At 64.0% G+C, this 13,476-nt stretch carries 14 protein-coding genes; 10 read left to right on the top strand and 4 right to left on the bottom strand.

All coding sequences use genetic code 11. The features are described 5' to 3' along the window. The first annotated feature begins 3 nt into the window (after positions 1-3). From RCO31_RS30475 to mutT, 3 genes are all read left to right on the top strand, one after another. Positions 4-924, top strand: a complete 921-nt coding sequence (locus RCO31_RS30475; RefSeq protein ID WP_308972091.1) for a peptidylprolyl isomerase — start codon at positions 4-6, stop codon at positions 922-924. A 176-nt stretch (positions 925-1,100) separates the two neighbouring features. Beyond that, on the top strand, positions 1,101-2,342 hold the full coding sequence (gene argJ / locus RCO31_RS30470) for a bifunctional glutamate N-acetyltransferase/amino-acid acetyltransferase ArgJ (protein ID WP_308972090.1): 1,242 nt from the start codon (positions 1,101-1,103) through the stop codon (positions 2,340-2,342). Beyond that, complete coding sequence (gene mutT / locus RCO31_RS30465) at positions 2,339-2,737, top strand: 8-oxo-dGTP diphosphatase MutT (RefSeq protein ID WP_308972089.1); 399 nt, start codon at positions 2,339-2,341, stop codon at positions 2,735-2,737. The genes argJ and mutT overlap by 4 nt, the downstream gene beginning before the upstream one ends. A gap of 127 nt (positions 2,738-2,864) precedes the next feature. On the opposite strand, the gene RCO31_RS30460 is transcribed toward mutT, so the two are convergent. Further along, entirely contained in the window at positions 2,865-3,704 is an 840-nt protein-coding gene (locus tag RCO31_RS30460; RefSeq protein WP_308972112.1) for a methyltransferase domain-containing protein, read from the bottom strand. 98 nt (positions 3,705-3,802) lie between these two features. Between RCO31_RS30460 and RCO31_RS30455 the strand changes: the two genes are divergently transcribed. The 5 genes from RCO31_RS30455 (at position 3,803) to RCO31_RS30435 (ending at position 7,176) form a co-directional block, all read left to right on the top strand. Beyond that, positions 3,803-4,621: a ComF family protein gene (locus tag RCO31_RS30455; RefSeq protein WP_308972088.1), complete on the top strand. Its 819-nt coding sequence runs from the start codon at positions 3,803-3,805 to the stop codon at positions 4,619-4,621. A gap of 80 nt (positions 4,622-4,701) precedes the next feature. Then, complete coding sequence (gene grxC, locus RCO31_RS30450) at positions 4,702-4,977, top strand: glutaredoxin 3 (RefSeq protein WP_308972087.1); 276 nt, start codon at positions 4,702-4,704, stop codon at positions 4,975-4,977. A gap of 20 nt (positions 4,978-4,997) precedes the next feature. Continuing rightward, positions 4,998-5,846, top strand: a complete 849-nt coding sequence (locus RCO31_RS30445; RefSeq protein WP_308972110.1) for a carbon-nitrogen hydrolase family protein — start codon at positions 4,998-5,000, stop codon at positions 5,844-5,846. After that, positions 5,843-6,361, top strand: a complete 519-nt coding sequence (locus RCO31_RS30440) for a DUF1178 family protein (RefSeq protein WP_308972086.1) — start codon at positions 5,843-5,845, stop codon at positions 6,359-6,361. The genes RCO31_RS30445 and RCO31_RS30440 overlap by 4 nt, the downstream gene beginning before the upstream one ends. Positions 6,362-6,531: 170 nt before the next feature. Further along, a complete protein-coding gene (locus RCO31_RS30435; RefSeq protein ID WP_308972085.1) occupies positions 6,532-7,176 on the top strand; it encodes a VTT domain-containing protein in 645 nt (214 codons plus the stop codon). A gap of 65 nt (positions 7,177-7,241) precedes the next feature. Here the strand turns inward: RCO31_RS30435 and RCO31_RS30430 are convergent, their stop codons facing one another. The 3 genes from RCO31_RS30430 to RCO31_RS30420 all read right to left on the bottom strand — a co-directional run bounded on the left by RCO31_RS30430 (position 7,242) and on the right by RCO31_RS30420 (position 9,513). Then, a complete protein-coding gene (locus RCO31_RS30430) occupies positions 7,242-8,144 on the bottom strand; it encodes an EamA family transporter (RefSeq protein ID WP_308972084.1) in 903 nt (300 codons plus the stop codon). Between the two features lie 131 nt (positions 8,145-8,275). Then, the gene (gene ubiG / locus RCO31_RS30425) at positions 8,276-9,028 is read right to left on the bottom strand and encodes a bifunctional 2-polyprenyl-6-hydroxyphenol methylase/3-demethylubiquinol 3-O-methyltransferase UbiG (protein WP_374991554.1); all 753 of its coding nucleotides are present in this window, start codon (positions 9,026-9,028) and stop codon (positions 8,276-8,278) included. Positions 9,029-9,045: 17 nt separating this feature from the next. Then, positions 9,046-9,513: a PH domain-containing protein gene (locus RCO31_RS30420; protein ID WP_308972083.1), complete on the bottom strand. Its 468-nt coding sequence runs from the start codon at positions 9,511-9,513 to the stop codon at positions 9,046-9,048. Positions 9,514-9,710: 197 nt separating this feature from the next. On the opposite strand from RCO31_RS30420, the gene RCO31_RS30415 reads away from it, so the two are divergent. Together RCO31_RS30415 and ptsP are read left to right on the top strand one after the other, a co-directional pair. Next, positions 9,711-10,964 carry an aspartate kinase gene (locus tag RCO31_RS30415; protein ID WP_308972082.1) on the top strand — a complete coding sequence of 418 codons (1,254 nt, stop codon included), beginning with the start codon at positions 9,711-9,713 and terminating at the stop codon, positions 10,962-10,964. Between the two features lie 241 nt (positions 10,965-11,205). Continuing rightward, on the top strand, positions 11,206-13,473 hold the full coding sequence (ptsP, locus tag RCO31_RS30410; protein WP_308972081.1) for a phosphoenolpyruvate--protein phosphotransferase: 2,268 nt from the start codon (positions 11,206-11,208) through the stop codon (positions 13,471-13,473). Positions 13,474-13,476 lie beyond the last annotated feature (3 nt).

The raw sequence follows: 13,476 nt of genomic DNA, 5'->3' as shown, positions 1-13,476 counted from the left end.
GTCATGACCGCACCCCTTCGGCGCCCGATAGCGCCCTTTCGCATCGCACTCGCCGCACTGGCGGTGACTGGATGCGCAGCCGTAGTCTTCACAAGCGCCGCTCAGGTTAGCGCGCAAGACGCTAATCCTGTTCTTGCCAAGGTCAATGGCGTGGAAATCCGTCAGAGCGACCTCAACATGGCGGAAGAGGAACTGGGCTCCGGCCAGCTCGCGCAGATGGATCCTGCGACCAAGCGTGAAAACCTCCTGTCCTATGTGATCGACCTGAAGATCGTTGCAAAGGCGGCCGAGGACAAGAAGCTCGGCGAAAGCGAGTCTTTCAAGAAGAGCCTCGCGTTCGCACGCGACCGGTTGTTGATGGACAAGCTTTTGACGGACGAGGCGAAGACCGCCACAACCGACGCTGCCATGCGCAAGGTCTACGACGAGGCCGCCAAGCAGATGGGGGGCGACGACGAGGTTCGCGCGCGGCATATCCTGGTGGAGAGCGAAGACGAGGCCAAACAGGTCGCCGACGAGCTGAAGAAGGGCGGCGACTTCGCCGAAATCGCCAAGAAGAAGTCGAAGGATCCGGGCGCGTCGGACGGCGGCGACCTCGGCTACTTCACCAAGGAGCAGATGGTGCCGGAGTTCTCGAAGGCCGCCTTCGAGCTCGAGCCGGGCAAGATTTCCGATCCCATCAAGAGCCAGTTCGGCTGGCACGTCATCAAGGTCGAGGACAAGCGCAAGCGCAAGCCGCCGGAATTCGACCAGGTGAAGCCGCAGATTGAAACTTATGTGACGCGCAAGGCGCAGGCCGACCTCGTCAGCAAGCTGCGCGAGACCGCCAAGATCGAGCGGATCGAGCAGAAGAACGAGGCGCCCGCCGCCAAGGACGCTTCTCCGCCGGCCAAGGGCGGCGCGATGGCTCCGCCGAAGAAGTAGTTTCAGCTGTCATTGCCGGGCTTTGACCCGGCAATCCCGATAAGGGAACGCAGTGCCTTCATTAGGTCTCATCAGCGTCATCACGGGGCAGCCCGGCGATGACGCTGAAGTCTCCTGCTTCCGCAGGCATGACAGAAAGTGGTACAGAGCGCGCTCCACCCATCACAGAGCGCATCATGGCCACCCCGATCTCCCCCCTCGCCCCCAAAACCCTGGCCCAGGCACCCGCCATCGCCGGCGTGCGTCTCGCGACGGCCGAGGCCGGCATCCGCTACAAGAACCGCACCGACGTGCTGCTGGCCCTGCTTGACGAAGGCACGACCGTCGCTGGCGTGTTCACCAAATCGAAATGCGCGAGCGCCCCCGTCGAGTGGTGCAAGGCAAAGATCAAGGCCGGCAAGGCCCGGGCCCTGGTGGTCAACTCCGGCAATGCCAACGCTTTCACCGGCAAGAGCGGCCGCAGCTCGACGGCGTTGACGGCGACGATCGCCGCGAAAGCGGCAGGCTGCAAGACCGGCGAGGTTTTCCTGGCCTCGACCGGCGTCATCGGCGAGCCCCTCGATGCGACCAAGTTCGACGGCGTGCTGGAGCATCTCGCGACCCAGGCGGGCGCCGATTATTGGCTCGACGCCGCGAAGGCGATCATGACGACGGATACCTTCCCGAAGATCGCGACCGCCACCGTGAAGCTCGGCAAGGCCAGTGTGACCATCAACGGCATCGCCAAGGGCGCGGGCATGATCGCACCCGACATGGCGACGATGCTGTCGTTCGTGTTCACCGACGCGCCGCTGTCGGCATCGGCGCTGCAGGCGCTGCTGAAGGCCGGTGTCGAAGATACATTCAACGCCGTCACCATCGACAGCGACACGTCGACGTCGGATACGCTGCTCGCCTTTGCCACCGGTGCCGCCGCCGAACGCGGCGCTCCGAAGATTTCACGCGCCTCCGATCCGCGGCTGAAGGCGTTCACCAAGGCGTTCAATGGCGTGCTGGCCGACCTGTCCGAGCAGGTGGCGCGCGACGGCGAAGGCGCGCGCAAGCTGGTCGAGATCGTCGTCGAGGGCGCGGTCTCGAAGCCGTCCGCGCGCAAGATCGCGATGTCGGTGGCGAATTCGCCCTTGGTGAAGACGGCGATTGCCGGTGAGGACGCCAATTGGGGCCGCGTCGTCATGGCGATCGGCAAGGCGGGCGAGCCCGCCAATCGCGACAAGATCTCGATCGCTTTCAACGGCATCCGCGTGGCGACCAAGGGCGAACGCGATCCGTCTTATGACGAAGTGCAGGTGTCGGCGACGATGAAAGAGCCCGAGGTTCGAATCAAGATATCGCTCGGACTTGGCAAGGGTCGCGACCGTGTGCTCACCTGCGACCTCACCAAGGAATATGTCGCGATCAACGGCGATTATCGGTCGTGAACCTCACGCTCGTCGTCGCCTGTGCGCTGATCGATCCTGACAACCGCGTGCTGATCGCGCAGCGGCCCGAAGGCAAGGCGATGGCCGGGCTGTGGGAGTTTCCCGGCGGCAAGCTGAACGCTGGTGAACGGCCGGAGGACGCGCTGATTCGCGAACTGCATGAGGAGCTTGGCATCACCGTGCGCGAGGCGTGCCTCGCGCCGTTGACCTTTGCAAGCCACGCCTATGCGAGCTTCCACTTGCTGATGCCGCTCTATATTTGCCGGCGCTGGGAAGGCAATGTTATCGCCCGCGAAGGCCAGCAACTCGCCTGGGTGCGCGCGACCAGGCTGCGTGACTATCCGATGCCACCGGCCGACCTGCCGCTGATCCCGCATCTGGAAGATCTGCTGTAGTCGTCATTTGGAGGCGTAGCCGTTCGAAGAACGGCGTCGCTTCGCTCGCCTATGGGCGACCAGGCATCCAGCGCGGAATCTGCCGCAACCTCAGACTGGATTGCTTCGCTTCGCTCGCAAATGACGCCTACGGGTTCCGTCGTTTCACCGCGCCTTCGAGGGACGTCTTCGCCGAGCCCGGCTTCAGCGGCTTCTGCTGGCTTTCATGCGGCGCCCAGCCGGAAAGCCAGATGATATCGAACGTGGCGCGGATGCGCCCGTCGTGGTCGGCGAAGCGCTCACTGTAGATCTGAGCCATCCTGAGGAGCGTCGCACGGCGGAGTGGCGCCCGCCGCCGTTCGGTGAGAACGTTTGTCGCACCCATCCGGCGCAGGTCCTGCATCAACGCAAGTGCGTTGTCGTAACGCACCACGACGCGATCGACGTCCGCGACGGGAAGCGCGAAGCCGGCGCGTTGCAGCAGCGCACCGAGATCTCGCAGGTCGGCGAATGGGAGCACGCGCGGCGACAGTCCGCCCTCGAGTTCGATCTCCGCAGCCGCAAAGGATTGTCGCAATTCGTTCAAGCTGTCGCCGCCGAGCATCGCCGCCAGAAACAATCCGTCCGGTCTGAGTGCGCGACGGATCTGCGCCAGCACGCCCGGCAGATCGTTGGCGAACTGCAGGGCGAGCGCAGACAGCGCAAGATCGAGCGATTCCGGAGAAAGCGGCAATGCCTCGTCGGCGGCGTCGAACAACCCGATGCGGATGAGCGACGAGAAGCGATCCGTGTTCGCCCCTCGAAGGCCGTCTCCCGGCGTCCAGACATCGGCGACGTCCTTGAAATCGCGCAGCACCGCCGTGAGCCGTTCCTGCATGTCGTCAGCGACGCGGTCTAGCAGGAACGTCGCCGGCCCGCCGCGGCAGGCGCGCGCTTGCCGCGCCTGCAAGGCGGCGCGGTCGATCAAGCGGGGAACATCGGCCGTCATCATGGCTCGCTTCTGAAGCCTCCGGCGTCGCGCCGCAAGCGCAAACCCGCTCAAAGCGCGGCTTGAGCAAGTCACGTCACGGCGATAGCATTTCCCGCATGGATGCCCGCGCGCCCCATGACGCACAGCCGTCGAACCTGCCCGGTCGCTTCCGCGGCGCGCTCGCGGTCTGCAAAAGGGCGCTGCTGACCAGTTCACGACTTGCGCTCGACATCGCATTGCCGACGCTGTGCGTCGCCTGCCGCGTGCAGGTCACAGGCGACGGCGTCTGCCCGGCGTGTTGGGCCAAGCTCTCGTTCATCGCGCCGCCGTTCTGCGAACGGCTCGGCATTCCCTTCGTCTATGATCCCGGACCCGGCATCCTGTCGATGGAGGCGATCGCCGATCCGCCCGCCTACAGCCGCGCCCGGGCCGCCGTGCGGTATGACGATGTCGCGCGCACGCTGGTGCACGGGCTGAAGTATCAGGACCGCGTCGATCTGGCGCCGACGCTCGGCCGCTGGATGGTGCGGGCGGGAGCTGAAATTCTGGAAAGTGCGGACGTCGTGGTGCCGGTGCCGCTGCATTGGCGACGCGGCTGGAGCCGGCGATACAACCAGTCCGGCGCACTCGCGACGGTCATCGGCCGCACCGTTAACCGTCCGGTTACGGGGGGCGCGCTGGTGCGCACCCGCCCAACGCCGCAACAGATCGGACTTTCGCGTAGCGAGCGCGCCCGCAACGTTCAGGGTGCATTTCTGGTCCCTCCTGAACGCAGGGCTGAGGTGGAGGGGCGCCGGATCGTCCTGGTGGACGATGTTCTCACGACGGGAGCGACTGTGGACGCCTGCGCACGTGCGCTTCTGCGGGCGAAGGCCGCCAACGTCGATGTGCTCGTCTTTGCGCGAGTTGTAGAGGGGGCGCGAAATCCTATATAATTGTGACAAAGGACGCGGATCGCGGCAAAGCTTGTGTCCGAAAGCTTGCGTCCCAACGCCTGCGTCCACGGAAACCACGCATGACCGCCCAGGTTGAAATCTATACGACGCCCTATTGCGGCTATTGCCGCATGGCGAAGCAACTGCTCACCCGCAAGGATGTCGCCTACACGGAAATCGACGTGTCCGGCAATCCGGCGTTGCGGCAGACAATGGTCGAGCGCGCCGGCGGGCGCACCACTGTGCCGCAGATCTTCGTCCGCGGCGTCCATGTCGGCGGCTGTGACGACCTCTATGAACTGAACGATGCGGGCAAGCTCGACAAGCTGCTCGCCGGAGAGGCGGTGACGCCGTGAATGAAACCTTTACCGCGGCGATGGTCCAGACACGGACGAAGCTCTCGCCGGACGAAAACCTCAAAGAGATCGGCGAACTGATCCGCGAGGCCGCGGGCGCAGGCGCCAATTATGTGCAGACGCCGGAGATGACCAACATCCTGGCCGCCAACCGCGACCAGTTGTTCAAGACGATCGTCGAAGAAGATCACGACAAGTCGCTCAACTCCTACCGTGCGCTGGCGAAGGAACTTGGCATCTTCCTGCATCTTGGTTCGCTCGCTGTTCGTGCGACACCAGATCGCGCGGCAAATCGCGCATTCCTGATCGATCCGAACGGAAACATCCTCGCGCGCTACGACAAGATTCACATGTTCGACGTCAACCTCGCGAACGGCGAGAGCTATCGCGAATCGGCGACCTACCAGCCCGGCGAAGCGGTCGCCATCGCCGACCTGCCGTGGGGTCGTATCGGCCTGACGATCTGTTACGACATGCGCTTTCCGGCGATTTACCGCGCGCTCGCCGAGGCCGGCGCGTCGTTCCTCACCATGCCGTCGGCCTTCACCAAGCCGACTGGCGACGCGCACTGGCATGTACTGCTCCGGTCGCGCGCGATCGAGAACGGTGCATTCGTGTTCGCGGCCGCGCAAGGCGGCACTCATGAGAGCAAGCGGCTGACCTACGGCCACTCACTGATCGTCGATCCGTGGGGTGAGATTCTCGCCGAAGGCGGCACCGATCCGGGTATCATCATCGCCAAGATCGACCCGGCGAAGGTCGCCGACGCTCGCGGCAAGATTCCGTCGCTGCAGCACGGTCGCCGCTTCAGCATTGCCGATGCGAATGGTCCGACTGGCCATCTGCATCTGGTGCGGGAACGCACATGATCCGTTACTCGTTGCAGTGTGATCGCGGCCACGCTTTCGAAAGCTGGTTTCAGGATTCGGCGTCCTTCGAGAAGCAGGCGAAGCGCAGCCTCGTCCGCTGCCCGACCTGCGATTCCGCGAAGGTCGAGAAGTCGATCATGGCGCCGCAGATTCCCCGTAAGGGGCGCACTGCCGAGCAACGTGCCGGCGAAGAAAGGGTGATCCACACCTCCGCCGCGCGGAAGAAGGCGGCCGCGGAAGCTGCGCCCGCTACGGCCGAAACGCCTGCCGCCGAATCGCTGATGATGGGGCAAGAGACGGAATTGCGCGCCAAGCTGAAAGAGCTGCGCGATCACATCAAGGCCAACGCCGACAATGTCGGCGATCAGTTTCCCGAGCAGGCCCGCAAGATGCACTACGGCGAAATCGAGCACCGGCCGATCTACGGCGATGCGTCGCCCTCGGAAGCAAAGGCGCTGATCGAGGAAGGCGTCGAGGTGATGCCGCTGCCGGTGCTGCCGGACGACAGAAATTAATTCGTCCGGTACGCGCGGGTTGGATCTGGAACCCGGTTCAGAATTGCCGCGTCCTCCTGACGCACCTCAAACCAATGTCTTTTCCTGGCTCCAACCTTCGCATAACGAGGGTGCATGCACATGCTGCGAACGTTGGAACATCACCACGATACTCCTGAGCGGCCAACCGATTGATCGATCGCATCGTCGCCTTTCTTGACGTCAGCGCCGGGCAGGCACCTCCCTCGATCGGTGTTCTGGTCCTGATTCTCTTCGCCGCAGGATTCGTCCCGCTTCCACGCATCATTGTCTGCGTCCTGGCCGGCGCGGCGTATGGTTTCGTCGCCATCCCCGTCAGCATCCCGAGCTTCACGTTCGGCGCGCTGGGCGGCTTCGTTACTGCGCGCTATCTGTTTCACGATCTCGTCCAGGGGCTGATCGGGCGCAGGAAGCTGCTCAGCAGCATATCGGACGCTGTCGATCAGGAAGGCTGGCGTGTCGTGGCGTTGATGCGGCTTGGCGCCCCGGTCCCAGGAGCGATGACGAATTACGCTTTCGGCCTGTCCAATGTCGGCTGGTGGTCGTTCACCTGGGCGACATTTGTGTTCTGCATCCCGCAGATCATCCTGTTCGTAAGCCTTGGCGCCGCCGGACGCGCGGCTGTGCTCGACGACAAAATGTCGATCGCCGGTCAGGCGATGATGGTGATCGCCATCGCCACCTGTGCCCTCATTGTCTATCGGGTGGCACGGCGGGCGCGGGCGCGCTTCAATGAGCTGCGCCAGAACGACGCCGCCGCAACGACGGATGCCCAGCCAACCCGCGTTGAACTCTAAAAACGTTCGTTGCCGGAGGCGCCGCGAGGGATGGCGAGCTTCGGATTCGGGACCCAGCGTCGTCGCTATTGAACGGCAATCAGCGCGCCGACGCCGATCACGATCAACGCGATGCCGAGCGCCTCGCGCGCCGAGATCTTCTGCTTCAGCGAATAGTAGGCGATGCCTTGCGCGAACAGCACCTCGATCAGCGCCAGCGTCCGCACATTGGCAACGCTGGTCAGAGCGAAGGCGAGGAACCAGAACTGCGACGCGGCCGCGCCCATGAAGCCCGCAAGCATCGACGGCCTCCACAGGCGAAACAGAGCGACCAGCGTTTTTCGGTCACGCAGCAGAAGGTAGCCCGTCAGCAACAACGTCTGCAGCATCAAACCGAGCACCAGCGTGAACGAGGCCGCTGTAACGAACGAGACGCCGGGTACGTTGAGGATCGCGCCGCGATAGCCGACGGCCGACAAGGCAAAGCCTGCCGCTGCGGCGAGGCCAAGCACGGTCGGCCGCAGATCGCCAAAGCCCTTGTCACCGGCGGGGCGAATGGCCGTGATCACCACACCTGCGGTCGCAACGACGATCGCCAGCAGCTTCCACAGCGTCAGGTGATCGCCGAGAAAGACGAAGCCGAACAGCGCCGCCTGGATAGGCTCGGTCTTGATATAGGCGGTGGTGACGACGAACGACCGTTCATTCATCGCCGCCAGCATCAATCCGGTGGCAACGATCTGCGTCATCGTCCCGACGACCAGCCAGAGCCAGAAGGCAAGCGACGGCCAGGCGACGCTCTCACGGGCCGCCAGCATCACCACGGCGAAGAAGAGCACGGCGAACGGAAAGCCGAACAGGAAGCGTACGTGGGTGGCGCCGACCATGCCGAGCGAGGCTGTCAGCTCACGCTGCATCGCGTTGCGCGCCACCTGGCCGAGCGAGGCCAGCACGACAAAGGGAATCCAAAGAGAGGCAATACTGATCATGTGATGCGGCCGAAAGATTCCCGCACTACCAGCATCGCCTCTGCGCGGGGTCAAGCTCCGCCACGCATATCAGCCCGTCATTGCAAGCGAAAAGGCCTTTCGAAAAACGGCGTCGCGTCGCTCGCGGTCCGTCACGAATAGGCTTCCGCCGTCACCATGTAGTTGACGTCCATGTCGGACGACAACGACCAGCGGTCGGCGAAGGGCGTATAGACGACACCGGTTTGCTCGGTGACTTCGAGCCTGCTCTTGTGCAAATGCTGAGCCAGTTCAGCCGGCGTGATGAACCGGCTCCACTGATGCGTGCCGCGCGGTAGCCAGCGCAGAACGTATTCGGCGCCGACGATCGCCAGCGCAAAGCTCTTCACCGTGCGATTGAGCGTCGACACCACCATCATGCCGGACGGCTTCATCAACGCCGCACAACGCTCGAGAAACAAGCCCACGTCAGTGACGTGTTCGACCACTTCCATTGCCAACACGAGATCGAAGCGTTCGAGGTTGCCCATTTCCTCGACGGACGTTGCCCGGTAATCGATCAGCAGGCTCGACCGGGCGGCGTGCATCTTCGCCGCGGCGATATTGGACTCCGATGGGTCGATTCCGATCACCTGCGCGCCGAGACGCGCGAGCGGCTCCGAGAGCAGACCTGCGCCACAACCGATATCGAGAATGCGCAAGCCCTCGAGCGAAGCCAGGCTGCGCGGATTGCGGTTGAACTTGCGACAGGCAGCATCGCGGATCCAGCCGATCCGCAACGGATTGATCTTGTGCAGCGGCGCCATCTTGCCGTTCGGATCCCACCATTCGTCCGACAGCTTTGAAAAGCGTGCGACCTCCGCAGGATCGACGGTCGAAGGGGAGACGTTGGTTTGCATCGGCATGTTGGTTTCGATGTCGGCTATCGCGCCGTGATGTGATTGCGGAACTGCAGCGGCGACGCAATCATTTTGATGTCCTTGTCCCCCTCGCCGACGCCACGGATCGTGATATCGCCATAGCCGAAGATGCGGGCAGGAATCGATTGCCGGACATCGACACTTTCGACCTTGTCGAGATTCATCTCGAAAGTCTGGCGCTGGATGAAACCTTCCTTGTGCACGACCCGCCTGTTCGTAACGTCCGTTTCGTTGGTCCAGCGCCGGAACCAGGCGCGGAGCGTCCAGTAGGCCGCGATCAGCGCCAGGAGGCCGGACAGCGCGATCCAGACCACATTGGCCCCGTCGCTCACCGCGCCGCGCTGGAGCGCGAAGAAGAAAATCGCCGCGATCCAGGTCAGGATCCCGGGCAGATAGACGATCCAGTGGATGGTGGTGGAATAAAGCACCTTTTCGTCGGGCTGCAGGATTTCCTCGATGTAGCGCCCCATCAGGCCCTCGTCTTCCTTACGTGTTCGGCCATAGGGGGACCGTCCGCTGGACCTCCGGATGGGATGCCGAAAGCGGGCGGAACCGGTTGCGGTCCTTGCACCCCGTCGGTATGTATACGCGCCTTTTGGCACCCGTGCTCTCGGTTTTTGCACGGCATGCAGCAATCAGACAGAATTCGGAGATCGCGGCGCACGTCATGAGCCGTCTCGTGATGAAATTCGGCGGAACGTCCGTCGCCAGTATCGAGCGCATACGCAACGTTGCGCAGCATGTGAAGCGCGAGGTCGACGCCGGCCACGAGGTGGCCGTCGTGGTCTCCGCCATGTCCGGCAAGACCAACGAGCTGGTCGGCTGGGCGGCGGAAGCGTCGCCGCTGCACGACGCGCGAGAATACGATGCCGTGGTCGCGTCCGGTGAACAGGTGACGTCGGGCCTGCTGGCGATCGCGCTGCAGGCGGTCGGCATCCAGGCCCGCTCATGGCAGGGCTGGCAGATCCCGATCAGAACATCCGACGCGCACGGCGCTGCGCGCATCCTCGAGATCGACGGCGGGGAGATCATCAAGCGCTTCGCCGAACGCAAGGAGGTGGCGGTCGTCTCCGGCTTCCAGGGCGTGAGCAAGGACACGGGCCGCATCACGACGCTCGGCCGCGGCGGCTCTGACACCTCGGCTGTCGCGATTGCGGCCGCCATCCGCGCCGATCGCTGCGACATCTATACCGACGTCGACGGCGTTTACACCACCGATCCCCGCGTGGTGCCGAAGGCGAAGCGGCTCGAGAAGGTCGCATTCGAGGAGATGCTTGAGCTGGCCTCGCAAGGGGCGAAAGTCTTGCAGGTGCGCTCGGTCGAACTCGGCATGGTGCACAACGTGCGGGTGTTCGTGCGTTCAAGCTTCGACAAGCCGGAAGATATCGACGCGCACGCGAATCACCCGCCGGGCACGCTGATCTGCAGTGAGGAGGAAATCGTGGAACAACAAGTCGTCACCGGCATCGCCTTCTCCAAGGACGAAGCGCAAATTTCGGTGCGGCAGGTGCAGGACAAGCCGGGCGTCGCCGCCGCCATCTTCGGTCCGCTCGCCGAGGCCAACATCAATGTCGACATGATCGTGCAGAACGTCTCCGAAGACGGCGCGACCACCGACCTGACGTTCACCGTGCCGGCCGCAGACTATATGCGCGCGAAGGAGACCATCACCAAGGCGAAGGATGCGATCGGCTATACACGGCTCGACACTGCCACTGACGTCGCCAAGGTCTCGGTAATCGGCATCGGCATGCGCAGCCACGCCGGCGTTGCGGCGCAGGCTTTCAAGGCGCTGTCGGCCCGGAACATCAATATTCGCGCGATCACCACATCCGAGATCAAGTTCTCGCTTTTGATCGACGCAGCGTATACGGAACTTGCGGTCCGAACCCTGCATACCCTCTACGGCCTCGACGCCTAGATCGGCAACGGCGGCGCCGGAAGGTAACGAGAAGGTTAAGGGGACCCGAACACACCCCTTTTTGGCGAGTGTTTTGCTTGGCAAAGCGGGGCCAAATCCTTTACGCATGGTCTTGTGACGCGCCAAAAACAGGCGTCACAGCGTTAAAAATTATCTTTTGTTTCTAGCAACTTAGGGCTTGCCGGCCTCGCGCTTGGGTGCGGAATCGGCGGCTCTCGAGCCTGCGGTCAGGGGCCCACACATGCGGAGCACATCGGGAGGACCACGCGTCTTGCTTCGACGTCTCCGCGAGGTCATGGCGGAGAAGGTCTCGGCGCAGGACCGGCTGGACAAGATCGTCGTGCTGATCGCCGCCAACATGGTCGCCGAAGTGTGCTCCACTTACGTGCTGCGCCATGACGGCACGCTGGAACTCTACGCCACCGAAGGTCTGAACCGCGAGGCCGTCCACCAGACCGTGCTGAAGGCCGACGAAGGCCTGGTCGGCCTCGTGGCCAGCGAAGCGACCGCGCTGAATCTCTCCGACGCGCAGAGCCATCCGGCATTCTCGTACCGGCCCGAGACCGGCGAGGAAATCTACCACTCGTTCCTGGGTGTGCCGATCCTGCGCGCCGGCAACACCCTCGGCGTGCTGGTCGTGCAGAATCGCGCGCACCGCACCTACGTCGAAGAGGAAGTCGAAGCGCTGCAGACCACCGCCATGGTGATGGCGGAGATGATCGCCTCGGGCGAGCTCTCGGCGCTGGCCAAGCCCGGGGCCGAGCCCGCAGCGCGACATTCGATCCATCTCGAGGGGTCGATCCTCTCCGAAGGTATCGCACTCGGCCATGTCGTGCTGCATGAGCCGCGCGTCGTCATCACAAACTATATCGCCGAGGACGTGCCCAAGGAGCTGAAGCGCCTCGATACGGCGCTGGCAAAGCTGCGGGCCGACCTCGATCGCATGCTGGAGCGCGGCGACGTTGCTGACGGCGGCGAGCATCGCGACGTGCTGGAGGCCTACCGCATGTTCGCCAACGACCACGGCTGGTCGCGGCGGCTGTCGGACGCGGTAGCGACGGGCATCACGGCGGAAGCCGCGGTGGAACGCGTGCAGTCCGACACGCGGGCGCGAATGCTGCGTTCGACCGATCATTACCTGCGCGAGCGGCTGCACGACCTGGAGGATCTTGGCCATCGGCTGATGCGCCAGCTGATGGGCCACGACCATGCGCCCTCGCGCGAACAACTGCCCGACAACGCGATCCTGATCGCCCGGGCGATGGGCCCGGCCGCGCTGCTCGACTACGACCGCAAGCGGCTGCGCGGGCTGGTGCTGGAAGAAGGCACCGCCAACTCGCATGTGGCGATCATCGCGCGTGCACTCGGCATCCCGGCGGTCGGCGAGGTCGAAAACGCCGTCGGCATCGCCGACCCGAACGACGCCATCATCGTCGATGGCACGTCCGGCTCGATCTACATCCGACCGTCATCGGAAGTGGAATCCGCCTATGCCGAACGCGTGCGCTTCCGCGCCCGGCGTCAGGCGCAGTATCGCGAGCTGCGTGATAAGCCTTCCGTCAGCAAGGACGGGCAGGCGGTGGAATTGCTGCTGAACGCCGGCCTCGTAATCGATCTGCCGCATATCGAGGACACCGGCTGCAGTGGCATTGGCCTGTTCCGCACCGAGCTGCAGTTCATGGTCGGGCACAGCCTGCCGCGCGCCGGCGACCAGCTCTCGCTCTATCGCACGGTGCTGGATGCGGCCGGCGACAAGCCGGTGACGTTCCGCACGCTCGATATCGGCGGCGACAAGGCGCTGCCGTATATGGAGACGATCACGGAGGAAAACCCGGCGCTCGGCTGGCGCGCCATCCGCCTCGGCCTGGACCGGCCGGGCCTGCTGCGCAGCCAGATTCGGGCGCTGCTGCGCGCCGGTGGCGGACGCGCCTTGAAGATCATGTTCCCGATGGTCAGCGTGGTCGACGAATTCGATCAGGCAAAGGTCATGGTCGAACGCGAGCTCACTTACCTCCGCCAACATGGGCATAGTTTGCCCGAACGTGTAGATATCGGCACCATGGTCGAAGTGCCGGCCCTGCTCTACCAGCTCGACGAGCTGCTGACGCGGGTCGACTTCCTCTCGGTCGGGTCGAACGATCTGTTCCAGTTCATGTTCGCGGTCGACCGCGGCAACAGCCGCGTCTCGGAGCGCTTCGATTCGCATTCGGCGCCGATCTTGCGCGCGCTACGCGACATCGCCGCAAAGGCGAACGCGGCCAAGGTGCCGATCTCGCTGTGCGGTGAGATGGCGTCGCAGCCGCTTGGCGCGCTGGCATTGCTCGCGATGGGCTATCGGTCCCTGTCGCTGTCGGCAACCGCGCATGGCCCGGTGAAGGCCCTGATCCTCGACCTCGACATCGCAAGGGCAACCGCCGTCATGCAGCCGCTGCTCGACGCGCCGTCCGGCAGCGTATCCATCCGCGACAAGCTGAAGGATTTTGCCGAGGCCGAAGGCCTTTCGCTTTGACCC

Source organism: Bradyrhizobium sp. LHD-71 (genome assembly GCF_031157255.1).
In the GTDB taxonomy this organism is placed as follows: Bacteria; Pseudomonadota; Alphaproteobacteria; order Rhizobiales; family Xanthobacteraceae; genus P52-10.
This window is presented reverse-complemented; position numbering and strand designations above follow the sequence as displayed.